This window comes from Klebsiella sp. JN_Kp126, assembly GCF_033843325.1.
GTDB classification, from domain to species: domain Bacteria; phylum Pseudomonadota; class Gammaproteobacteria; order Enterobacterales; family Enterobacteriaceae; genus Klebsiella; species Klebsiella michiganensis.
Genome location: NZ_JAWXQV010000052.1, coordinates 16,566 through 40,377, shown reverse-complemented (window position 1 = coordinate 40,377; position 23,812 = coordinate 16,566). Strand labels below are relative to the sequence as shown.

Below are 23,812 nucleotides of genomic sequence, written 5' to 3'. Positions count from 1 at the left end.
CCGGTAACTTAGTTACAAAAAGGTTAAATTAATACTAATCATTAGTTAAATTGTGGTCTTGGCGATTTTTATATTTTTTTTACACCCCCGCCGCTGATTTTTGCGAAATCTTTGCGCCCGACTGCCTATTCTCCTCGTAAATCAAAAAGACACCCGGAGGTGGATTGTGAGTGCAGGCGTAATCGCTGGCGTAGCGCTGGTGTTCCTGTTGCTGGTTTATCTGGTTTATGCCCTGATGCACGCGGAGGCATTCTGATGGCCGCTCAAGGATTTTTACTCATCGCGAGCTTTATTCTGCTGCTGATGATCCTGGCTCGTCCGCTGGGCACGGCGCTGGCGACGATGATCAATGATGCCCCGCTACCGGGCCTGGCCGGTATCGAACGCGGTTTATGGCGGGCGGCGGGCATTCGTTCGCAGGAGATGAACTGGTATCAATATTTATTCGCTATTCTGCTGTTTAACGCGCTGGGTCTGCTGGTCCTGTTCACGCTGCTGATGTTCCAGGGCTCGCTGCCGCTCAATCCGCAGCACCTGCCCGGCCTGTCGTGGGACCTGGCGCTGAATACGGCGGTGAGCTTTGTCAGCAACACCAACTGGCAGGCCTATGCCGGTGAAACCACCATGAGTAGCCTTAGCCAGATGGCCGGGCTGGCGGTGCAAAACTTCCTCTCCGCCGCCACCGGCATCGCGGTGATCTTTGCCCTTACCCGCGCTTACGCCCGGCAGAAAGTCAGCACCCTGGGCAACGCCTGGGTCGATCTGACCCGCATCACCCTCTGGCTGCTGCTGCCCATTTCGCTGCTCATCGCGCTGTTCTTTATTCAGCAGGGAGTGCCGCAGAGTTTTGCCCCGAATCAGGGCTTTACCTCGCTTGAAGGGGTACGCCAGATGCTGCCGATGGGGCCGGTGGCTTCACAGGAAGCGATCAAAATGCTGGGTACTAACGGCGGCGGCTTCTTTAACGCCAACTCAGCGCATCCGTTTGAAAACCCGACCGCGCTGACCAACCTGGTGCAGATGCTGGCGATCTTTCTCATCCCGGCGGCGCTGTGCTTCGCTTTCGGCGAGGTGGTGGGCGATCGCCGTCAGGGACGGGCCATTCTATGGGCGATGACGCTCATCTTCATCGTCTGCGTGGCGGTGGTGATGTGGGCGGAAACCCGCGGTAACCCGCATCTGCTGAGCCTTGGCGCCGACAGCAGTATCAATATGGAAGGCAAAGAGAGCCGGTTCGGTATTCTCGCCAGCAGCCTGTTTGCCGTGGTCACCACCGCCGCGTCCTGCGGGGCGGTCAACGCCATGCACGACTCCTTTACCGCGCTGGGCGGAATGGTCCCCATGTGGCTGATGCAGATAGGCGAAGTGGTCTTCGGCGGCGTCGGCTCGGGTCTGTATGGCATGCTGCTGTTCGTGATGCTGGCGGTATTTATCGCCGGGCTGATGATTGGCCGCACCCCGGAGTACCTCGGGAAGAAAATTGACGTCCGCGAAATGAAAATGATTGCGCTGGCGATCCTCGTGACCCCGACGCTGGTGCTCCTCGGCACGGCGCTGGCGATGATGACCGAAGCCGGTCGCGCGGGCATGTTCAACCCCGGGCCGCACGGCTTCAGCGAAGTGCTGTACGCCGTCACCTCGGCGGCCAACAACAACGGCAGCGCCTTTGGCGGCCTCAGCGCGGCGACGCCGTTCTGGAACCTGCTGCTGGCGTTCTGCATGCTGGTTGGCCGCTTCGCGGTCATTATCCCGGTGATGGCGATTGCCGGTTCGCTGGTAACGAAGAAAATTCAGCCCGCCGGCAGCGGCACGCTAGCCACCCATGACGCGCTGTTTATCGGCCTGCTGATCGGCACCGTGCTGTTGGTTGGCGCCCTGACCTTTATTCCCGCGCTGGCGCTCGGCCCGCTGGCGGAACACTTTTCCTTACTTTAAGCGATTGCGGAGCAACCTGTTATGAGTCGCAAATCATTAGCCCTGCTGGAGCCGACGCTGGTGCGTCAGGCCCTGCTGGACGCCGTGAAAAAACTGAGCCCTGCCGTACAGTGGCGTAACCCGGTGATGTTTATCGTCTGGATTGGCAGTCTGCTCACCACCCTGCTGGCTCTTGCCATGGCAAGCGGGCAGATCGCCGGCAGCGCCGGATTTACCGCCGCCGTGAGTCTCTGGCTGTGGTTCACCGTCCTGTTCGCCAACTTCGCCGAAGCGATGGCGGAAGGCCGCAGTAAAGCGCAGGCTAACAGCCTCAAAGGGGTCAAAAAGACCGCCTTTGCCCGTAAGCTGCGCGCGCCGCAGCACGATGCGCAAATTGACCACGTCCCCGCCGAAGAGCTGCGTAAAGGCGACGTGGTGCTGGTCGAAGCGGGGGATATTATTCCCTGCGATGGCGAAGTTATCGAAGGCGGCGCGTCGGTGGATGAGAGCGCCATTACCGGTGAATCCGCGCCGGTTATCCGCGAGTCCGGCGGCGACTTCGCCTCGGTGACCGGCGGGACGCGTATTCTCTCCGACTGGCTGGTGATCCGCTGCAGCGTCAACCCCGGCGAAACCTTCCTTGACCGGATGATCGCCATGGTTGAAGGCGCCCAGCGCCGCAAGACGCCGAACGAAATCGCGCTGACTATCCTGCTTATCGCCCTGACCCTGGTGTTCCTGCTGGCCACCGCCACCATCTGGCCCTTCTCCGCCTGGAGCGGTAACGCGGTCAGCGTCACGGTGCTGGTGGCGCTGCTGGTGTGCCTGATCCCCACCACTATCGGCGGCCTGCTGTCGGCCATCGGCGTCGCCGGGATGAGCCGCATGCTCGGCGCGAACGTGATCGCCACCAGCGGCCGCGCGGTTGAAGCGGCGGGCGACGTCGACGTCCTGCTGCTGGACAAAACCGGCACCATTACCCTCGGCAACCGCCAGGCTTCGGCATTCCTGCCTGCGCAGGGCGTGGAAGAGAAAACCCTTGCCGATGCCGCCCAACTGTCGTCGCTGGCCGACGAAACGCCGGAAGGCCGCAGCATCGTGGTGCTGGCAAAACAGCGCTTTAATCTGCGCGAGCGCGATCTGCAATCGCTGCATGCCACCTTCGTGCCGTTTACCGCCCAGACCCGGATGAGCGGCATCAACATCGACCAGCGGATGATCCGCAAAGGTTCCGTGGATGCCATTCGCCGCCACGTTGAGGCCAACGGCGGCCACTTCCCGGCCGACGTCGATAAACAGGTTGAAGACGTGGCGCGTCTTGGCGCTACGCCGCTGGTGGTCGCCGAAGGCGAACGCGTGTTGGGGATTATCTCGCTGAAAGATATCGTCAAAGGCGGCATCAAAGAGCGTTTTGCCCAGCTGCGTAAAATGGGGATTAAGACGGTGATGATCACCGGCGATAACCGCCTGACCGCCGCCGCTATTGCCGCGGAAGCGGGCGTGGACGACTTTCTCGCCGAAGCGACGCCGGAGGCCAAGCTGGCGTTGATCCGCCAGTATCAAGCGGAAGGACGGCTGGTGGCGATGACCGGCGACGGTACCAACGACGCCCCGGCGCTGGCGCAGGCCGACGTGGCGGTTGCGATGAACTCCGGTACCCAGGCGGCGAAAGAGGCGGGCAATATGGTGGATCTCGACTCTAACCCCACCAAACTGATCGAGGTCGTACATATCGGTAAACAGATGCTGATGACCCGCGGTTCGTTAACCACTTTCAGTATCGCCAACGACGTGGCGAAGTACTTTGCCATCATTCCGGCCGCCTTTGCCGCCGTCTATCCGCCGCTGGCGATGCTTAACGTGATGCATCTGCACTCGCCTTCTTCGGCGATCCTGAGCGCGGTGATTTTTAATGCGCTGATTATCATCTTCCTGATCCCGCTAGCGCTGAAGGGCGTGAGCTATAAGCCGCTGACGGCCTCGGCGATGCTGCGCCGCAACCTGTGGGTCTACGGCCTGGGCGGACTGCTGGTGCCCTTTATCGGTATCAAAGCGATCGACCTGTTATTGACCCTGACCGGGCTGCTGTGAGGAAAAAACCATGTCATTCATTCGTCCTGCTGTTGTGCTGTTTATTCTGTTAACGCTGCTCACCGGCGGCGTCTATCCGCTGTTAACCACCGCGCTGGGACAGTGGTGGTTCCCGCAGCAGGCCAACGGCTCGCTGGTGCGGATTGACGGCGAAGTGCGCGGTTCCCGCCTTATCGGGCAGAACTTTACCGCGCCGGGCTACTTCCAGGGCCGCCCTTCCGCGACGGCGGAGATGCCTGATAACCCGCTGGCGTCCGGCGGCAGCAACCTCGCCGCCAGCAATCCGGCGCTGGACAAAGCCATCAGCGAACGGGTGCAGACCCTGCGCGCCGCCAATCCGGACGCCAGCGCAACGGTTCCGGTGGAGCTGGTGACCGCCTCGGCGAGCGGACTGGATTACAGTCTGACGCCTGCCGCCGCTCTGTGGCAGGCGCCGCGCGTCGCCAAAGCGCGCCAGCTTAGCGTGGAGCAAGTCACGCAGTTGGTGAACGAGGCAACGCAAAAACCGTTGCTCAGTTTTCTCGGCCAACCTGTGGTAAATATACTGCAGCTGAATATGTCGCTGGATGCCCTGAAGGATAAGTAAAAATGAGTGACGAGCCGCTGCGTCCGGACCCTGACCGTCTGCTGCAACACGCCGCCGCCCCGCATCGCGGTAAGCTAAAGATATTTTTTGGCGCCTGCGCCGGGGTCGGTAAAACCTGGGCGATGCTGGCGGAAGCGCAGCGGCTGCGCGCCCAGGGGCTGGATATTCTGATTGGCGTGGCGGAAACCCACGGACGCAAAGAGACGGCCGCAATGCTTGAGGGGCTCAGTACCCTGCCCCAGCGCCGCCTTTCCCACCGCGGGCGCTACGTAAAGGAGTTTGACCTTGACGGCGCGCTGGCCCGTCGCCCGGCGCTGATTCTGGTCGATGAGCTGGCGCACAGCAACGCGCCCGGCTCGCGTCATCCTAAACGCTGGCAGGACGTCGAAGAGCTGCTGGAAGCCGGCATTGACGTATTTACCACCGTTAACGTCCAGCACCTCGAGAGCCTGAACGATGTCGTCAGCGGCATCACCGGCGTGCAGGTTCGCGAAACCGTCCCGGATCCGTTTTTCGACGCCGCCGACGATGTGGTGCTGGTGGACCTGCCCCCCGACGATCTGCGTCAGCGGCTCAATGAGGGAAAAGTCTATATCGGCGGCCAGGCCGAGCGGGCCATCGAGAACTTCTTTCGCAAGGGCAACCTCATCGCCCTGCGCGAGCTGGCGCTGCGCCGTACCGCCGATCGGGTCGATGAGCAGATGCGCGCCTGGCGCGACCGTCAGGGCCAGGAAAAGGTCTGGCATACCCGCGACGCCATTTTGCTGTGCATCGGCCATAACACCGGCAGCGAAAAGCTGGTCCGCGCCGCCGCCCGGCTGGCGGCCCGGCTGGGGAGCGTCTGGCATGCGGTGTATGTTGAAACCCCCTCTCTGCACCGCCTGCCGGAGGCGAAACGGCGGGCGATTCTCGCCGCGCTCAGGCTGGCGCAGGAGCTGGGCGCGGAAACCGCCACCCTCGCCGATCCTTCTGAAGAGAAGGCCGTTCTCCACTACGCCCGCGAACATAATCTCGGCAAGATAGTGATTGGCCGCCAGCAGAAAAGGCGCTGGTGGGATCGCAGTGGCTTCGCCGATCGCCTGGCCCGTCACGCGCCGGATCTCGACCTGGTGGTGATCGCGCTGGATGAAAAGGCCGCCTCCCTGCCGGCGCGCGCCAGCGATAGCCGGTCGGCGATGGAAAAATGGCGTTTGCAGCTCCAGGGGTGCGTCGTCGCCATCGCCCTGTGCGCGGTTATTACCGTCGTCGCCATGCAGTGGCTGATGGCCTTTGAGGCCGCCAACCTGGTGATGCTGTACCTGCTCGGCGTGGTGATTATCGCCCTTCTGTACGGCCGCTGGCCGTCGGTACTGGCGACGGTGATTAACGTGGTCAGCTTCGACCTGTTTTTTGTCGCGCCGCGCGGCACGCTGGCGGTTTCTGACGTGCAGTATCTGCTGACCTTTGGCGTGATGTTGACCGTCGGGCTGCTTATCGGCAACCTCACCGCCGGCGTACGCTACCAGGCGCGGGTGGCGCGCTATCGTGAACAGCGCACCCGGCATCTGTACGAAATGTCAAAAGCGCTGGCGGTGGGCCGCAGTCGTGAAGATATCGCCGCCACCAGCGAGCGGTTTATCGCCTCAACGTTTCAGGCGCGCAGCCAGCTGCTGCTGCCCGATGAAACATTAAGACTCACGCCGCTGACAAAGCCCGCGGCGGCAATCACCTGGGATGACGCGATTGCCCGCTGGAGCTTTGATAAAGGACAACCCGCCGGTGCGGGCACCGATACGCTTCCCGGAGTGCCCTACCAGATCCTGCCGCTGAAAAGCGCCACCCGCACCTGGGGACTGCTGGTCGTGGAGCCGGCCAACCTGCGCCAGCTGATGATCCCCGAACAGCAGCGCCTGCTGGAAACCTTCACCCTGCTGGTCGCCAGCGCTCTGGAACGGCTGGCGCTCACCGCCAGCGAAGAGCAGGCCCGGCTGAACAGCGAACGGGAAAGCCTGCGCAACTCGCTGCTGGCGGCGCTGTCCCACGATCTACGGACTCCGCTTACGGTGCTGTTTGGCCAGGCGGAAATCCTGACGCTCGATCTCGCCAGCGAAGGATCGAAGCACGCGCCGCAGGCCAACGAGATACGCCAGCACGTGCTCAATACCACCCGCCTGGTGAATAATCTGCTGGATATGGCGCGGATCCAGTCCGGCGGCTTTAATTTGCATAAAGAGTGGCTAACCCTGGAAGAGGTCGTCGGCAGCGCGCTGCGTATGCTGGAGCCGGGGCTCGGCGGGCGGCATATTCAGCTTGCGCTGCCGGACCCGCTACTGCTGGTTCACGTCGACGGTCCGCTTTTTGAGCGGGTACTGATTAATCTTCTGGAAAATGCGGTGAAATACGCGGGAGCACAGGCGCAAATCGGCATTACCGCGGACGTCGATCCGCACACTTTAGTGCTTGAGGTATGGGATAACGGACCGGGTATCCCCACCGGGCAAGAACAGGCTATCTTTGATAAATTCGCTCGCGGCAATAAAGAGTCGGCGATCCCCGGCGTCGGGCTGGGGCTGGCCATTTGCCAGGCGATCGTTGAGGTGCACGGCGGGACCATTAGCGCCGCGACGCGCCCGCAGGGCGGCGCCTGCTTCCGTGTTACACTGCCGAGGGAAACGCCCCCTGAACTGGAAGAGTTAGCCGAGGAAATGTGATTAACGTTCTGATCGTTGAAGACGAAAATGCTATCCGCCGCTTTCTGCGCACCGCGCTGGAAGCCGACGGCATGCGCGTATTTGAAGCGGAGACCCTGCAGCGCGGGCTGATCGAAGCCGCGACCCGCAAGCCGGATTTAACCATTCTCGATCTTGGACTACCCGATGGTGACGGCAACGCGTTTATTCGCGAGGTTCGCCAGTGGAGCCAGATGCCGATTATCGTGCTGTCGGCGCGCACCGAGGAGCAGGACAAAATCGCCGCGCTTGACGCTGGTGCCGATGACTATCTCAGTAAACCCTTTGGTATTGGCGAGCTGCAGGCGCGGCTGAGGGTGGCGATGCGCCGCCATGCCGGCGCCCAGGCCGACGAACCGCAGGTGCGTTTTGCCGATATTGATGTTGATATCCCCGCCCGCCGCATCGTACGCGGCGATCAGGAGATCCACCTGACGCCGATTGAATTTCGCCTGCTGGCGGTACTGCTCAATAATCCCGGCAAGGTGCTGACCCAGCGGCAGCTGCTCAATCAGGTCTGGGGGCCGAATGCGGTGGAGCACAGCCACTATCTGCGCATTTATATGGGGCACCTGCGGCAAAAGCTGGAGGCCGATCCGGCGCGTCCGCAGCATTTGCTGACCGAAACGGGGATCGGCTATCGGTTTATGCCCTAGCCGTTGTCCCCGGCTCGCGCTTCGCTTAGCCGGGCTACGTGTTCACCGTCGACTGCGGGCCGGTAGCCCGGATAAGGCGTTTACGCCGCAATCCGGGGAAGGCAGGCGATTATTGTCCGTAGTAGGCCCCTGCCCCGTGTTTACGCAAATAGTGTTTATCCAGCAGCGTGGCAGAGACCGGCTGTTCGTCAATGCTCAGCTGACGGGTCCACATATTCATATAGGCAATCTCCTCCAGCACCACCGCATTATGCACCGCGTTCGCCGGATCTTTTCCCCATGCAAACGGGCCGTGGCCGTGGACCAGCGCGGCGGGCACGCTGAGCGGATCGGTATGCTGCGCGCCCAGCGTTTCAATAATCACGTGACCGGTATTGGTTTCATAATCACCGCGGATTTCAACATCGCTGAGCGGGCGGGTACAGGGGATCGGCCCATAAAAATAGTCGGCGTGAGTGGTGCCCATCGCCAGCAGCGGCCTGCCCGACTGCGCCCAAATCGTCGCGTGGCGCGAATGGGTGTGCACAATTCCGCCCACGCCGCTAAACGCCTTATACAGCTCCAGATGGGTCGGCGTATCCGACGAGGGCTTATAGCGCCCCTCCACCACCCTGCCGGTCGCCAGCTCCACCACCACCATATCCTCGGCCGTCATCACGGCGTATTCCACGCCGGAGGGTTTGATTACCACCAGCCCGGCCTCGCGATCGATACCGCTGACGTTGCCCCAGGTAAAGGTCACAAGATGAAATTTCGGCAGCGCCAGATTGGCGTCAAGAACCGCCTGCTTGAGGTTATCCAACATACTTCACTCCTGAATTCACAATGCCTTCATACTGAGGCGGGCGAAACGCCTGCTGGTATTTATCCGTTAGCCACGCTTTAGCGTCGGCGATTCTCTCGCTGTCCCGCCCGTCATTTTTGGCCCACATCTCAATCAGCCAGGCGCCGCGATAGTTCAGCGCCGAGAGCGTACGAAATATCTCGGTAAAATCGACGCAGCCGGTCCCGAATGGCACATCGCGGAACTGCCCCAGCGAAGCGTGGGAAACGGGCTGGGTATCCTTCAAATGAATGGCGGTGATTTTATGAATGCCCTTCCTCAACTCTTCGGGAACGTCGTTTTGCCAGGCGCTTAAGTTGCCAACGTCCGGGTAGACGCAAAACCACGGGCTGCAAACCTTCCGTTCAAGATCCAGCCAGCGGGAGATATTGCTCATAAAGGCGGTATCCATAATCTCCATTGACAGCATCACCTGCGCTTTCGCCGCTTCGGCCACCGCCCAGTTGATGCCCTCGATAAAGTATTCCCGGGTCTGCGCCGAAGAGGATTCGTAATAGACGTCATAGCCTGCCAGCTGGATGTTGCGAATGCCGACGTGGCTGGCAAAATCCAGCGCATCAAGCATCAGTTCCCGCGCCTTAAGCCGGGTATCGCGATTGACGCTACCAAAGGGATGGCTGCGGTGCGCGGAGAGGCACATGCTCGGCACATCAATGCCGCTGTTAATTTTGTCGGCCACGAACGCCAGCCGCTGCCCCCGGTTCCAGCGCAGCCTGGCCTGGCGCTCGGGGCTTTCGTCAACGGAGATTTCAATAAAATCAAACGCCAGGCCCGCCGCCATTTCAAAGCGTTTCGGCCAGTCCAGCGCCGCGGGGAGCGCTTTTTCGTAGATGCCAAGTCTGGGTTTCATTGCGCCGCTCCCGTCGCCCTGGAGAGGCTTTGCGCGACCGCTAAGTAACGGGCGTAGCCTTCACGCAGCTGCTGATGCCGATTGCTGTCGGGTTGATAGCAGACCACCTCGGGCTGCGTGGCGGCAATCGCTTCGCTGAAGTTAGCGTAGGCGCCGCTGCCGGCCGCGGCGCACAGCGCGGCGGCTCGACAGCCGGCCTGTTCGATATCCACCACTTCCAGCGGAAGATTGGCCGCATCGGCGTACATCTGCGTCCAGCCTCTCGACTGGCTCGGCCCGCCGGTAAAGCGAATTTTTTGAATATCCCGATTGAGTTCAATAATGCGGTCCTGATGCACCAGGTGAGAAAAAACGATGCCGCGATAGATAGCCGCAATAATATCCTTTTTCGTATGATGCCCCGCGAGGCCCACCAGCGCGCCGGGCAGATCCATCGCCAGATTGGAACCGAACAAATAGGGTAAAAAAATGAGGCTGCTGTCGGTATCTTGCGCGATCCAGCTTTCGAAATGGTCGTAGCAGCGGTCATCGTCAGGGAAAAACTGCTTCACAAACCAGGAGAGATTGCTCGCCGAAGTGGGGCTGCCCTCGTGAACGAAGTATTTGCCCGGAATGCAGTATTTCCCCCAGATGTAGGGAAAGTCGCTGGCAATAATGCTATCCGTCACCGAGGTGGCGATACTCCAGGTGCCGGCTACCGCGCTCAGGGTATCCGCCCGGTCAATCCCCGAGGAGACGGCGGAGGCCACCACGTCGAAAAAGCCGCCGAAAACCGGCGTCCCCGGGCACAAACCGCAATCCAGCGAGGCCTGCAGGGTAATGTGGCCCACGCAGTCCGTCGAGTTCACCACCGGCGCGGTTTTATCCGCCACTTCCTCAATGCCAAACAGCGCCATCATGTCGCGGTCATAGCGGGAGGTAAACTGGTTATAAAAATTGCTGCCGGAAATATTGGTGATCTCCGCCGTCGCCTCGCCGGTCAGGCGGAAACGAACGTAGTCGTGCACCATTAAAACGGCGTCGATCCTGTCGTAATTGGCCGGCTCATGCGCTTTCAGCCACGCCAGTAGCGACACCGGATGTCCGGTCCACAGCTGCTGCAATCCTTTTGGGTATGCCAGCTTGTCTATACCTTCGCGATACCATTTTTTGACAAACGCCAGCGCCCGGGTATCGGATGAGATAATCCCGTTGCGCACCGGCTCGCCTTTTTTGTCAATCGCGTAGAGCCCTTTGCCGTGCGAGGAGAAACCGATCCCGCCGATGCTTAGCGGCGGCACCTGGCTTTCATACAGCACTTTTTTTATCACGCTGCAAACGGTGTCCCATAGCTCATGCATGTTCCGCTCGGTAAAGCCCGGCTGTTCGGATAATACCTGCGCATATTGCGACGCCACGTGAATCTCTTGCCCTAACTCATTATATATACCGGCTTTGGTGACCGTACCACCGATATCAACCCCGATAAAATTCATATCCCTTCGCCTCATATTTAAAATAAGTTAACGTCTGGCTGAGCTAATAAAGGTGGCGCCCCAAATAATAAGCCCTTTCACCACGTACTGAACGTAAGGTGAGATCCCCAGAAGGTTTAAACCATTATTCAGTACGCCGAGCATCATGGCGCCAATCAGGGTGCCGATAATCATTCCGCGGCCGCCGGCAATGGATGCCCCGCCGAGCACCACGGCGGCAATGGCATCCAGTTCAAATCCGACGCCGGCATTCGGCTGGCCGCTCATCACCCGCGAGGTGAAAATAAGACCGGCAAAACTGGCGGTAAAACCGCTGATCACGTAAACCAGCAATTTATAATATTTCACCCGCAGGCCGCTCAGGCGCGCCGCTTCTTCATTACCGCCGAGGGAATAAACATAGCGACCAAACGGCATATGATTCAGGACGATATAAAAGATGAGATATAAAACCACCATCAGAATAATAGGCACCTGAATACCGAACAGATATTCACGGCCCCAAAAAGCGAATGAATCCGGTAAGCCGGAGATGGGGTAGCCGCCGGTATAGATCAGCGCCAGCCCCTTCGCAATAATCATTGCCCCGAGGGTCACGATAATCGGCGGCATTTTACCGTAGGCGGTTAAAAAGCCGTTCAGCGCGCCAAAGGCGACGCCGGAGCACAGACCGATAAGAATGGCTAACCACGGATCTAAACCATAGTACTTCATTAATCCCGCCATCAGGGTACCGGCCAGGGCCATGACCGCGCCGACGGAGAGGTCGATCCCGCCGGTCAGAATGGCAAAGGTCATCCCAATGGCAATGATGGCATTAATCGAGACCTGACGAGCGACGGTCGATAAGTTATCGACCGTTAAAAAGTAGTCATTAAAAATAGCCATACAGGAGAACAGGAGTACCAGACCAACAAACGGCAGGAACGCGGGCATTTTTAATAAACCATGGAGCATCTTTTTATTTTTATCAGGAGATGCGGCGAGCGCTAATGACACGTTTTCATTACTCATTTAATACTCCCTAAATAATATTACCGGCAGCGTGCAGCATAATCACAGTGGAATTGATTTGGTCGTTCTCGAGTTCGGCAACAATATTCCCGTCGCGAAAAACCATTACCCGGTCGCTAACGCCAATCACCTCTGGTAGCTCAGATGAAATCATAATTATTGAAATACCCTGGGCAGTGAGGTCGCGCATAATCTGATAGATTTCTGATTTCGCTCCGACATCAATACCGCGAGTCGGTTCGTCAAAAATAAGAATATTGACATCATGATTCAACCAACGGGAAATAACGACTTTCTGCTGGTTACCGCCGCTCAACGTCCCCACCGCGGTCCCGGCATCCGGCGTTTTCACGCCAACGTGACTAATTAAGCGCTCGGCGGTCAGGCGCTCTTCGTTATCGCGGATAAGCGAGAACTGGCAGGCGTGTTTGTTAAGCCAGATATTGTCTTTGACCGAAAAAGGCAGCACCAGTCCCTGCGTTTTGCGGCTTTCCGGCAACAGACCAATGCCCAAACGCAGAGCCCGGTCGGTGGATTTTATCGTCACCTCTTTTCCGGCCAGGCGGACGCGCTTTTTGAAGCATTTATCCGCGCCGGTCAGGGCCAGGATCGCTTCGGAACGCCCCGACCCCACCAGCCCGGCGAGGCCCAGGATCTCCCCTTTGCGCAGCGTCAGCCGATTGAGCTGGCTACTCTCGGTAAGCTGAATTTCGGCCTCCAGCAGTATCTCATCATGCGCCAGCGTCCGCCGCTCGGGATAGATATTCTCCACCTCACGGCCGACCATCATCTGGATCATCTCGGCGATGTCGATATTGTCGACCTTTGCCGACCCGATATATTTGCCGTCGCGGAGAATGCTCAGGCTGTCGCAGATCTCATATATCTCCTCAAGATGGTGTGAGATAAAGAACATCCCGACGCCTTTGGCCTTTAAATCGCGCATCACGCGGAAAAGATGCTCCGCCTCGCTCGGGGTTAAGGTCGCGGTGGGTTCATCCAGAATGAGAATTCGCGCATCCAGCGACAGCGCTTTGGCAATTTCCACGAACTGCTGTTCGGCGACGCTGAGATGGCAAATTTGCTCATCGGGATCGAGGGTCACGCCAAGATCTTTAAAAATGCGTAACGCCTCGCGGCGCATCGCTTTACGATCTAGCAGGCCAAAACGATTTACCTTTTCGCGATTAAGGAAAATATTCTCATAAGCGTTCAGATAGGGAATAAGAGAAAACTCCTGAAAGATAATCCCTACGCCGCAGGCAATCGCGTCACGATAGTTATGAAAATGCTGCTGCTTACCGTCAATAAAAATATTACCGGCGTCAGGTTGATATATCCCGCAAAGGATTTTCATTAACGTCGATTTACCCGCACCGTTTTCACCTAATAAAGCATGCACCTCCCCTCGGCCAAGGGTGACATTGACATTATCCAGCGCCTTGACCCCGGGGAAGCTTTTACTGACGTTTTTGACTTCCAGTAAGCTGGGCATAAACATCGCTCCATAATGGCTCGATAAAATAGCGAGCCATACTTTAATAAGAATCCGGCACGGCTCACCTGAATAAGCGAGAGCCGCTATGGCGTAATAATGCGATTACCAGTGGAAATCTTTGGCGTTGGTTTTATCGATAAGCTTCACATCAACAGGGATCTCTTTAGGAATATTCGCCCCCCAATGTTTGGCCAGGGCAATACCTAAACCAATACGCAGCTGATCGCGCGGGAACTGAGCGGCGGTGGCAATAAACGGCGTATTACCTTTAGCAATTTCAGCGACCGCTTCCGGAGAACCATCAACGCTCACCAGCTTCACATCGCGCCCTGATGCCTGAATCGCCGCCAGAGCGCCGAGTGAGCCAACATCATTCACGCTAAAAATACCGTTGAGCGTCGGGTTGGATTGCAGCATATTTTCCGTCACGCTCATGGAGGTATCGCGCTCTTGTTTACCATTCAGTTTGGTAATCACTTTAATATTGGGATGCTTTTTCATCGCATCTTCAAAGCCGCGCACGCGCTCCAGAATAGGTACCACCGGAATCCCGTCGAGAATCGCTACGTTGCCTTTATCACCCAGCGCTTTGGCTAAGTGTTCTCCGGCAATAAAGCCCGCATCATAGTTTTTTGAGCCGACAAAAGAATCTATCGGGCCATTAGCCTGAGCATCTATCGCCACCACCACCACGCCGGCTTTTTTAGCGGCCAGCACGGCGGTTTCCGCACCGACGCTATCAGCTGGGTTAATCAGCAAAATATCTATTTTCTTTTGCAGCATATCCTCAACGTCGCTAATCTGCTTGGAAACATCATGCGCCGCATCCGCTGTATAGACGGTGGCGTTAATATCTTTTGCCGACTGCTCAAGCGACTCTTTCATGGTGACGAAATATTCGTTATTCAATTCCTGGAACGACATACCGATAGTCAAAGGTTTGGCATTAACGCAGGCAACCATGCTCATCGCAAGAAGTCCTGAGAGTATTGCTTTAGTCTTAAATTTTACAGGCATTCACTATCTCCTTATTGAGTAATGCGCTGAGAAATAAAATTTATTTATCAGCGTTTTCATGGTACGGATGCTGCCTGATATACTGAGCAATAAATACGCCGCTGGCAGATAGCCAGAAGCCACTGATATTGTTCTCAGTTATCCCCATGATTGAAATCCAGTATTTAATGAACAGCCATCAGCGGTCATTTGCGTAATAATTAAAAATGGCGAACTTAGCTAGTTAAAAAATTTATGGCTTAATGACGACCTTAATCGAATCGAGCGATTTAGCCATCTCAAAAGCGGCTTTCCACTCATCAATAGAATAGAAATGCGTCACCACGCCTTTGGCGGTCAGCAGACCGCGCGCAAAGAGATCGATGGCGATTTCATAGCTGTAAGGCCCCAGATGCGCGCCGCGGATATCCAGCTCTTTACGGTCGCCAATAATCGACCAGTCGGCGGTCGTTTCTTTACCAAACACGCTGAACTCAACGAAGCGTCCCAGCTTACGAATCATCTCCAGACCCTGGGTCACGCCGATAGGGGCGCCCGTCGCTTCGATATACACATCGCAGCCGTAGCCATCGGTCATGGATTTTACGATAGCGATGGCGTCCTCTTGCGCCGCATTGATGACCACGTCGGCGCCAAACGCTTTCGCCAGCGCCAGGCGGTCGTCCATCGTGTCGATGACCACCAGTTTCTTCGGCGTTTTCAGATGAGCGACCTGCACCATACACAGCCCCAGCGGCCCGGCGCCGGCGATAACAACCACATCATCCAGTTCGATATCTCCGCGGCGTACCGTGTGGATTGCGCAGGCCATAGGTTCGATCAGCGCGGCATCTTCTTCGCTTAATGATTCAGGAATTTTGTGAATAATCGCGCGCTCGGAGAAACGCATATATTCAGCCATACCGCCATCGGCAACATTTTTCTGAAAGCCGTAAATATCATGGGTTTCGCACATCCAGTATTTGCCGGTTTTACAGAAACGGCACTCATGGCAGGGGACAATCTGTTCAGCCAGGATGCGATCGCCAATTTTTAATTGATATTTTTCAGCGGAGCCCGGACCTAATTCGGCAACCCGACCGTAAAACTCATGGCCGGGCACCACCGGCGTTTTCACCCACGGATTATCGCCCCAGAACATCGGCGCGCCGTCCTGGGCCTTGCAGTCGCCGGCGCAGATTCCACACCCGTCAACCTTAATGACCACTTCCTTTTCTTTGGCGACCGGGCGGGGAATTTTCTCAAAGCGATAATCCTGGGGACCATGGCAGACAACCGCTTTCATATCTTCAGGTAATTGTTCCATCGTAAACCTCTTTTTCGGATAAATAATGAAGAGGGATGGTATTGCTGGCGCAATACCCCTCCATCGGGCACAAGGGCTATTCAATAGTAATGCCGGTAGAATATCTGGCAGAGCGGCTATTTAGTCTCGACAATATGTACCTGGTGCTGGCGATAGGTATCAGCTGGTAATTCGTTAGTGATCAACACATCAATATCCGCCAGATCGCATATTTTATAGAGTGAATAGCGTTCAAACTTACTGCTATCGACCATCAGGATTTTTTGATCGGCAACTTTCAGCATCTCCTGCTTCAGCCGGACGTTGACTTCATTGCTGTCTTTTATTTCCAGCCCGACGTCGAGACCCTGGCAAGAAAAAAACAGCTTATTGACCTTAAAGTTGTTGATAATGAACTCGGCGACCGGACCGTGAAAATCACCGTGGCGCTCAGAATATTCACCCCCAACGCTGACTATTCTTATTTTCTTACGACAGGCTAAGGTTTGAATAATATTCAAAGAATTGGTAATCACGGTCAGCTCGATGTCAGGCAGCTGGCGCGCTAAAAACCAGCAGGAGCTGCTATTATCCATGATAATGCACTCATGCTCATGAATAAACTGCAGCGCGCCTTTAGCAATACGCATCTTACGTTCCGGCTGCTCTTTGGTGCGCTTAATAAAGGCCTCGGCTTTATCGACAAAGTTCCCGTGATTTGTCGGCGTATCGGCAGCTAAAAATGATGCGTTATTTTCAGAAATCATTGCACCGCCAAAGCTGCGAACTATTTTTTTATTTCTCGCCAGCGCGGTTAAATCCCGGCGAATGGTTTCTGGAGATACACCGAATATCTGTGAGAGCTCATTAACTCTGGCGCATCCTTTTTCTACGACATATTCCACAATTAATGAATGACGTTTAACTTGTAACATAGACGTTCTCAAGAAAGCATTCAGGATTTAATGACATAAATATAACAAAATCGTCCATATCAGTAAGTGACATAAATCATACAAAATCAAAACAAGTTTTTAGCTTTTTTTAGTTTGAAGTTGATCATATATATGAGGCAACTTTCATTTTGGATGGAATAAATTTGTGATTAAAATCGCAGAATTAGCCGTGATTGTTCGTTTGCTTTAGCCGTATATTCGCTAAAACGGGCAAACCCGGTCAAAGCAATAATACCCGTTTATGCCCGATTCAGTCAGCGTAATATCCGCCAGGCCTGTGCCGTCTGGATAACACATAACGTCAAACCTTGCGGCATCGCCATAGTGTCACGACTTTTGCCGCCTCTGAGACCAGCAGCAGAGCAATAAAGAAGGCCGCGCTTTTCAACGCCACCGCCTGCGCCAGCCAGACCACCAGCGAAAGCGACGGGAGCATAAAGGCCAGACGCAGCGGCGTCTGCGCATAGGCCAGCCACGGCGCATAGCGGCTCTGGCGCCAGAAGAGAATCATCGACGCGGGAATGCTGATAGTCAGAATAAAATGAAGGGTAAACAGCCAGGCGGCCGCGGAGCCCCAGGTTTGCAGCAGCGGTAAAAATGAGAGGATATCGTCGTAAAGCGGTACTCGCCGGCGGTAGATGTTCCAGCCAATAAACTGCAAGAGATAAAAGAGATCCATCCCACCCCAAAACCAAAAAACCTTCTTTCGTTCCAGATTCATCGCTATCCCTGCGAAAAAAACAGGCCCTGAAAAGGGCCTGTTTATCGTGCGGTCAATTACGCGTTTTTCAACACTTCGCTGACAATCTCTACCGCTTCTTTCTCAATCTGCTGACGATGTTCAGCGCCGAGGAAGCTTTCGCAGTAGATTTTATAGGCATCTTCGGTACCTGACGGACGCGCGGCGAACCAGCCGTTGTCGGTCATCACCTTCAGACCGCCAATCGCCGCCCCGTTGCCCGGCGCCGCGGTCAGACGCGCGGTAATCGGATCGCCTGCCAGGGTGCTGGCGCTCACCATTTCCGGAGAGAGCTTAGACAGCGCCGCTTTCTGGGCAGACGTCGCGGAAGCCTGCAGACGGTTGTAGCTTGGCGCGCCAAAGCGCTCTGCCAGCTCGTCGTAGTGCTGCTGCGGGTTTTTGCCGGTGACTGCGGTGATTTCCGCCGCCAGCAGGCACATGATGATGCCGTCTTTGTCGGTAGACCACGGCGTGCCGTCAAAGCGCAGGAACGACGCCCCCGCGCTCTCTTCGCCGCCGAAGCCGAAGCTGCCGTCAAACAGGCCGTCAACAAACCACTTAAAGCCAACCGGTACTTCCACCAGTTTGCGCCCCAGATCGTTGACTACGCGGTCAATCATCGCCGAGGAGACCAGGGTTTTACCGACAGCCACATCTTTGCCCCACTGCGGGCGATGCTGGAACAGGTAGTTAATCGCCACCGCCAGGTAGTGGTTCGGGTTCATTAACCCGGCCGGCGTGACGATACCGTGACGGTCGTAATCCGGGTCATTGGCGAAGGCCAGGTCAAACTTGTCGCGCAGCGCCAGCAAGCCCGCCATCGCGCACTCGGAGGAGCAGTCCATGCGGATTGCGCCGTCTTTATCGAGGTGCATAAAGCGGAAGGTCTGATCGACGTGGTCGTTAACGATGGTCAGGTTGAGATTGTAATGCTCAGCGATACGCTTCCAGTATTCGATACCGGAGCCGCCCAGCGGATCGACGCCCAGCGTTAGTCCGGCTTTCTGGATCGCCGCCATATCGACGATATCCGCCAGCCCTTCAATAAACGGCTGCACCAGATCCTGCTCTGTGACGTGGCCGGAGGCCAGCGCCGCATCAAGAGAAATACGCTTCACGCCCTGCAGACCGGCAGCCAGCAGTTCGTTGGCGCGATTCTCTACTACCTTAGTCACGTTGGTATCCGCCGGGCCACCGTTAGGCGGGTTGTACTTGATACCACCGTCTTCCGGCGGGTTGTGGGACGGCGTGATAACAATACCGTCAGCCAGCGGGCCGCCCTTCTTGTTGTGCACCAGAATCGCATTGGAAATCGCCGGCGTCGGGGTGAAGCCGTTGTTTTCCTGAACGATGACGTCAACGCCGTTCGCCGCCAGCACTTCCAGTACGGAAATGAAAGCCGGTTCGGAGAGTGCGTGAGTGTCCTTACCGACATAGCATGGGCCGGTGATCCCGTTCTTCGCGCGATCTTCAGCAATTGCCTGAGCAATCGCCAGAATATGCTGCTCGTTGAAGTTGTGGCGCGCCGCGCTGCCGCGGTGACCGGAGGTGCCAAACTTCACTGCATGTTCCGCGTTGCCAACTTCCGGCTTCAGCACATAGTACTGGGCAGTCAGTTGGGCGACGTTAATCAAATCACTCTGTTGCGCAGGTTGACCCGCGCGCTTATCGATTGCCATTGCCTGATCCTTCTGGTGCAAAGTTAACTAACTAGATCGTACCGCAAACCTTTTCGATCAATTCCGCAGGGAACTGCATTGACTGCATGATATGTTCGATCATGCTGCATTTGCGACCGGTATTGGTATTTGTAATGACCCACCACGGCGTTCCCGGTACCTGCTTAGGTTTCGTCTGATTACCGTTTTTCTGCAGCGTGCGTTCATCCTCAGCGAAATAAACGCGGGTGCGCCCGTGCAGGGACTCGGTCGCCTCGGCAAACGCTTTGCTGTCTAAGGCGTAGAGGGTGGTCAGAACCAGCATGAAACGGTTTACCGCGCGCTTTTGTTCAGCGTACTCATCAGATAACAGCAGCTCACGCATGGCGCGAACTTTATCTTTCAGAGGATTAGCGGGTTTCACTTCAACGACAGGCGTTGGCGCAGGGGCCGGAGCGGCTTTCGCTACCGGTACGACAGGCTGGGAAACGGCGGAAAACTTCAACATGCGCCGTAAAATGTCGGATGCGCTCTCGCCAATATGCTTGGTGTGGCTGGCAATATAGCTATAGAGTTCATCATCAACTTCAATTGTTTTCATCTTAATCCAGTGCGATATCTTTTTCTGAATACAAGTTGTCGGGATTATAGGGACAAATCCCAACCGCGGATAGCGTCAAACCAGGATGGCGGTAAAACTCGGATATCTTCCGGGTCTTGCAGCCGGATGGCAGAATGTCCAACATAATACCCTAACCCGACGGAGCGAAAAAAAGAACTTTGCCATGAAATTAAATAGCCGAGCGCAATCTGCACAGAATCCGCACAATAATCCCCCTATCGTCCTGGTCCACGGCCTTTTTGGCAGCCTGGATAATCTTGGGATCCTCGCCCGCGATCTGGTTCTCGATCGCGATATTATCCAGGTCGACATGCGAAACCACGGCCTTTCGCCACGCTCGCCTGACATGACCTATCCCGCGATGGCCCAGGATCTGCTTGATATTCTCAATGAATCACAGATTGAGAAAGCCACCTTTATTGGTCACTCAATGGGCGGTAAAGCGGTGATGGCGCTGAGCGCGCTGGCCCCGGAGCGCATCGCGGGCCTGGTCGCCATTGATATCGCCCCGGTGGATTATCACGTCCGCCGCCATGATGAAATCTTCGCCGCCATCAATGCCGTCACCGACGCGGGGGCCGCTACGCGTCAGCAGGCGGCGACGGTCATGCGCCAGCACCTTAACGAAGAGGGCGTGATTCAGTTTCTGTTAAAATCTTTCGTGGACGGCCAGTGGCGGTTTAACGTACCGGTGCTGTGGGAGCAGTACGATAATATCGTCGGCTGGCAAACCGTTCCGCCCTGGCCGCATCCGGCGCTGTTTATTCCGGGCGGCAACTCCCCCTACGTCACCGATGCCTACCGCGAGACTTTATTAGCTCAGTTTCCCCAGGCGCGCGCGCACGTTATCGCCGGCGCCGGGCACTGGGTGCATGCAGAAAAACCGGAGGCCGTTATCCGCGCGATCCGTCGTTATTTGACCTCTATCGCCGCGTAACTGCCTAAAATATACTCGACCGCGCGGCTTAATGCCCGCGGCCGTTGGCGCAGCCCGTCGCCTGATGTATTATGGCGCGCTGTCTGCGTCGGCTATGCCCGATAGCTTGTTTCCCCCGAAGTCACTCTGAATCATGGCAAAAGAACAAACGGACCGTACGACATTAGATTTGTTCGCAACTGAGCGTCGGCCGGGTAGACCGAAAACGAATCCGCTTTCGCGCGATGAACAGCTGCGCATCAACAAACGCAATCAGCTTAAACGCGATAAGAGTCGCGGTCTGAAGCGCGTGGAGCTAAAGCTCAATGCCGATGCTGTCGATGCGCTTAATGAGCTGGCCGAAGCCCGTAACATGAACCGCAGCGATCTCATCGAAGAGATGCTGATGAACCAGCTGGCAGCCCTGCGCGGCCAGGATAAAGCCTAAAACCCTCAAAAAATAAGCTTTCGTGTAGCAGAGTGTGCAGTTGGGCGTGATTGCTGTTTCCGCGCCCTTCTCAGTTCTGCTATCATTGCCCCTATCTGCGGGCATTACGCCACTACCACATCATTAAGTTTCAAGAGGTTATTTTACTCATGGCAATCATCGGCATCTTTTTTGGCAGCGACACCGGCAACACCGAAAATATTGCAAAAATGATCCAAAAGCAGCTTGGTAAAGACGTTGCTGATGTTCACGACATTGCCAAAAGCAGCAAAGAGGATCTGGAAGCTCACGATATCCTGCTGCTCGGCATTCCCACCTGGTACTACGGCGAAGCCCAGTGCGACTGGGACGATTTTTTCCCGACGCTGGAAGAGATCGATTTCAATGGCAAACTGGTGGCTCTGTTTGGCTGTGGCGATCAGGAGGACTATGCTGAATACTTCTGTGATGCGCTGGGGACTATCCGCGATATCATCGAACCGCGCGGCGCAACTATCGTTGGCCATTGGCCGACCGCCGGCTACCATTTTGAAGCCTCTAAAGGCCTGGCCGATGACGATCACTTTGTTGGCCTGGCCATTGACGAAGACCGTCAGCCTGAGCTGACTAACGAACGCGTGGAAAAATGGGTAAAACAGATTTCTGAAGAGCTGCACCTCGAAGAAATCAAGAATGCCTGAGTCTGAACGGCGTAATCATCAGGTTTCGCCGAATTGATAGATAAAAGCAATCAAAGTTATAGCTACAAGTTTTTAACTTTTAATCACATATCTGTACAATGTCCTCTGATTTAACGGGGTCGCGTGAAGCACTTTGTAGCGAGTGCCTCGTTTTTGACAGCATACAAGGCCCGATGCTTGCAGTTTTCATTTCACCATGGCAGTTCTATAATGAGACGCATTACATCGGGTGATTCTCTGTATTACTTCCGCTGAAGGAAGTAGATCGTTTAGCAACAGGACAGATTCCGCATGACTGACAACAATACCGCATTAAAGAAAGCTGGCCTGAAAGTGACGCTTCCGAGATTAAAAATCCTGGAAGTGCTGCAAGGACCGGATAACCATCATGTCAGTGCGGAAGACTTATACAAACGCCTGATTGATATGGGTGAAGAGATTGGCCTGGCCACCGTCTACCGCGTACTGAACCAGTTCGACGACGCCGGCATCGTCACCCGTCATAATTTCGAAGGCGGTAAATCCGTTTTTGAACTGACGCAGCAGCATCATCACGATCACCTGATTTGCCTCGACTGCGGCAAAGTGATCGAATTTAGCGATGATTCCATTGAAGCGCGCCAGCGTGAAATTGCCGCAAGGCACGGTATTCGCCTGACTAACCACAGCCTGTACCTGTACGGCCACTGCGCAGAAGGCGACTGCCGCGAAGATGAACATGCCCACGACGCGGCAGAAAAATAATCACCGCATCGTATACCGCCAAAAGCCAACCTGAAGGTTGGCTTTTTTTTGCCCGGAATCTGCCGCCTCTTTCTCTCGCGCTGCAATACGTTTACTGTCAGTGCATCCTGACGTGTACGGAGAGTCGACATGGAGCTTCGCCAGCTACGCTATTTTGTGCGCATTATTGAAACCGGCAGTATGGGCCGCGCCGCGCTTGACCTGGATATCGGCGTCTCCGCGCTTAGCCAACAGATGGCGCGCCTGGAGAACGAACTCGCCATTCGCCTGCTGCAGCGGACGTCTCGCGGCGTCATGCCGACCAGCGCCGGCCTCGCCTTCTACTCCCAGGCGCAGCTCGCGCTGCGTCACGCCGATGATGCGGTTCTCGCCGCGCGCGAGGCGCGCCTTTCCGGCCACGTCAGCGTCGGTATGGCCCCCAGCACCGCCTCCGTTCTCGGGGTGCCTTTTATTCACGCGATGCGCGAAAGCTATGCCGACGTCCGCCTGCATTTGGTCGAGAGCCTCTCCGGTAACCTTGAACGCATGATCAACACCCGCCAGCTTGATTTAGCTATCGTGTTCCAGAAGGAGAAGCTTGTGCGCTGGAGCGCCAGGCCTATTCTCGAAGAGCGTCTGTTTCTGATTGGCACCCATGACGTGCTCTCTCCCCTTCCCGAAGCGAGCATCTCGCCTGGCCAGCTGGCCGCTATCCCGCTTATTATGCCAAGCCTGGGGCATGGACTGCGCGGCAGGCTGGAGGCGATCTGCCAGGAGCATGCCCTGAGCGTCGATGTGGTGGCTGAAATCGACGGCCTGGCCCTGCTGATGCGCGCCGTCCGCGACGGGCTCGGCGCCACTTTGCAGCCGGGGGCGGCAATTTCCCATCTCGACAGCGAGTCCCTGAGAGTGATCGGCGTCGACAATCCGATACTCAGTCGACCTAATTTTCTCGTCAGCCTTTCCGATGATGAACTGACTCCGGCAGGCCTTGCGGCCCGCGTAATACTGGCGAAAGTCATGCGTCAGCTGGTTGAGTCAGGTCGCTGGCCCGGCGCCAGCCTTTACGCAAACTAAACCCCCCTTTAGCAATACGCCATAGCGTCCAGCCGGCCGTAACGCATACATTTCC

The 23,812-nt window shown here is 56.3% G+C and carries 22 protein-coding genes; 11 read left to right on the top strand and 11 right to left on the bottom strand.

The annotated features are described in order from the left end of the window. Positions 1-166 precede the first annotated feature (166 nt). From kdpF to kdpE, 6 genes are read left to right on the top strand one after another with little or no spacing between them, the layout of a single operon-like run. A complete protein-coding gene (kdpF, locus tag SIK97_RS10475) occupies positions 167-256 on the top strand; it encodes a K(+)-transporting ATPase subunit F (protein ID WP_077254487.1) in 90 nt (29 codons plus the stop codon). Continuing rightward, a complete protein-coding gene (gene kdpA / locus SIK97_RS10470) occupies positions 256-1,935 on the top strand; it encodes a potassium-transporting ATPase subunit KdpA (RefSeq protein ID WP_032748739.1) in 1,680 nt (559 codons plus the stop codon). Before kdpF ends, kdpA begins: the two co-directional genes overlap by 1 nt. A 21-nt stretch (positions 1,936-1,956) precedes the next feature. Then, complete coding sequence (gene kdpB, locus SIK97_RS10465) at positions 1,957-4,005, top strand: potassium-transporting ATPase subunit KdpB (protein WP_004848888.1); 2,049 nt, start codon at positions 1,957-1,959, stop codon at positions 4,003-4,005. A 10-nt stretch (positions 4,006-4,015) separates the two neighbouring features. Then, positions 4,016-4,591, top strand: coding sequence for a potassium-transporting ATPase subunit KdpC (gene kdpC, locus SIK97_RS10460; protein ID WP_025106377.1), 576 nt, complete (start codon positions 4,016-4,018; stop codon positions 4,589-4,591). Positions 4,592-4,593: 2 nt separating this feature from the next. Beyond that, positions 4,594-7,281: a two-component system sensor histidine kinase KdpD gene (kdpD, locus tag SIK97_RS10455; protein WP_032748737.1), complete on the top strand. Its 2,688-nt coding sequence runs from the start codon at positions 4,594-4,596 to the stop codon at positions 7,279-7,281. Continuing rightward, entirely contained in the window at positions 7,278-7,955 is a 678-nt protein-coding gene (gene kdpE / locus SIK97_RS10450; RefSeq protein ID WP_014837830.1) for a two-component system response regulator KdpE, read from the top strand. The genes kdpD and kdpE overlap by 4 nt, the downstream gene beginning before the upstream one ends. 109 nt (positions 7,956-8,064) lie before the next feature. On the opposite strand, the gene araD is transcribed toward kdpE, so the two are convergent. The 11 genes from araD to seqA all read right to left on the bottom strand — a co-directional run bounded on the left by araD (position 8,065) and on the right by seqA (position 19,892). After that, on the bottom strand, positions 8,065-8,760 hold the full coding sequence (gene araD, locus SIK97_RS10445) for an L-ribulose-5-phosphate 4-epimerase (RefSeq protein ID WP_032748736.1): 696 nt from the start codon (positions 8,758-8,760) through the stop codon (positions 8,065-8,067). Then, positions 8,750-9,649: an L-ribulose-5-phosphate 3-epimerase gene (locus tag SIK97_RS10440; protein WP_032748734.1), complete on the bottom strand. Its 900-nt coding sequence runs from the start codon at positions 9,647-9,649 to the stop codon at positions 8,750-8,752. The genes araD and SIK97_RS10440 overlap by 11 nt, the downstream gene beginning before the upstream one ends. Beyond that, positions 9,646-11,124, bottom strand: a complete 1,479-nt coding sequence (locus SIK97_RS10435) for an FGGY-family carbohydrate kinase (protein ID WP_032748732.1) — start codon at positions 11,122-11,124, stop codon at positions 9,646-9,648. Before SIK97_RS10435 ends, SIK97_RS10440 begins: the two co-directional genes overlap by 4 nt. A gap of 27 nt (positions 11,125-11,151) precedes the next feature. Further along, positions 11,152-12,081 (bottom strand): ABC transporter permease, encoded by a 930-nt coding sequence (locus SIK97_RS10430; RefSeq protein ID WP_046878552.1) that lies wholly within the window; start codon positions 12,079-12,081, stop codon positions 11,152-11,154. A gap of 67 nt (positions 12,082-12,148) precedes the next feature. Next, complete coding sequence (locus SIK97_RS10425) at positions 12,149-13,633, bottom strand: sugar ABC transporter ATP-binding protein (RefSeq protein WP_032750108.1); 1,485 nt, start codon at positions 13,631-13,633, stop codon at positions 12,149-12,151. Between the two features lie 105 nt (positions 13,634-13,738). Then, positions 13,739-14,605 carry an ABC transporter substrate-binding protein gene (locus SIK97_RS10420; RefSeq protein ID WP_014228426.1) on the bottom strand — a complete coding sequence of 289 codons (867 nt, stop codon included), beginning with the start codon at positions 14,603-14,605 and terminating at the stop codon, positions 13,739-13,741. Between the two features lie 280 nt (positions 14,606-14,885). After that, entirely contained in the window at positions 14,886-15,959 is a 1,074-nt protein-coding gene (locus SIK97_RS10415) for an alcohol dehydrogenase catalytic domain-containing protein (protein ID WP_049104015.1), read from the bottom strand. 116 nt (positions 15,960-16,075) lie between these two features. Next, on the bottom strand, positions 16,076-16,873 hold the full coding sequence (locus SIK97_RS10410; RefSeq protein ID WP_057173517.1) for a DeoR/GlpR family DNA-binding transcription regulator: 798 nt from the start codon (positions 16,871-16,873) through the stop codon (positions 16,076-16,078). 322 nt (positions 16,874-17,195) lie between these two features. Further along, positions 17,196-17,615: a hypothetical protein gene (locus tag SIK97_RS10405; RefSeq protein WP_057173515.1), complete on the bottom strand. Its 420-nt coding sequence runs from the start codon at positions 17,613-17,615 to the stop codon at positions 17,196-17,198. A gap of 56 nt (positions 17,616-17,671) precedes the next feature. Then, on the bottom strand, positions 17,672-19,312 hold the full coding sequence (gene pgm, locus SIK97_RS10400; RefSeq protein WP_014228422.1) for a phosphoglucomutase (alpha-D-glucose-1,6-bisphosphate-dependent): 1,641 nt from the start codon (positions 19,310-19,312) through the stop codon (positions 17,672-17,674). A 31-nt stretch (positions 19,313-19,343) separates the two neighbouring features. After that, positions 19,344-19,892 (bottom strand): replication initiation negative regulator SeqA, encoded by a 549-nt coding sequence (gene seqA, locus SIK97_RS10395; protein ID WP_057173513.1) that lies wholly within the window; start codon positions 19,890-19,892, stop codon positions 19,344-19,346. 184 nt (positions 19,893-20,076) lie between these two features. Between seqA and ybfF the strand changes: the two genes are divergently transcribed. The 5 genes from ybfF to tcuR all read left to right on the top strand — a co-directional run bounded on the left by ybfF (position 20,077) and on the right by tcuR (position 23,757). Then, positions 20,077-20,850, top strand: coding sequence for an esterase (ybfF, locus tag SIK97_RS10390; protein WP_014837821.1), 774 nt, complete (start codon positions 20,077-20,079; stop codon positions 20,848-20,850). A gap of 133 nt (positions 20,851-20,983) precedes the next feature. After that, positions 20,984-21,277, top strand: coding sequence for a LexA regulated protein (ybfE, locus tag SIK97_RS10385; RefSeq protein ID WP_004848855.1), 294 nt, complete (start codon positions 20,984-20,986; stop codon positions 21,275-21,277). A gap of 149 nt (positions 21,278-21,426) precedes the next feature. After that, positions 21,427-21,957 (top strand): flavodoxin FldA, encoded by a 531-nt coding sequence (gene fldA, locus SIK97_RS10380; protein ID WP_004100234.1) that lies wholly within the window; start codon positions 21,427-21,429, stop codon positions 21,955-21,957. Positions 21,958-22,248: 291 nt separating this feature from the next. After that, positions 22,249-22,701, top strand: a complete 453-nt coding sequence (gene fur / locus SIK97_RS10375; RefSeq protein WP_004130476.1) for a ferric iron uptake transcriptional regulator — start codon at positions 22,249-22,251, stop codon at positions 22,699-22,701. 129 nt (positions 22,702-22,830) lie between these two features. After that, positions 22,831-23,757, top strand: a complete 927-nt coding sequence (gene tcuR, locus SIK97_RS10370) for a tricarballylate utilization LysR family transcriptional regulator TcuR (RefSeq protein ID WP_025106387.1) — start codon at positions 22,831-22,833, stop codon at positions 23,755-23,757. Positions 23,758-23,812: the final 55 nt, after the last annotated feature.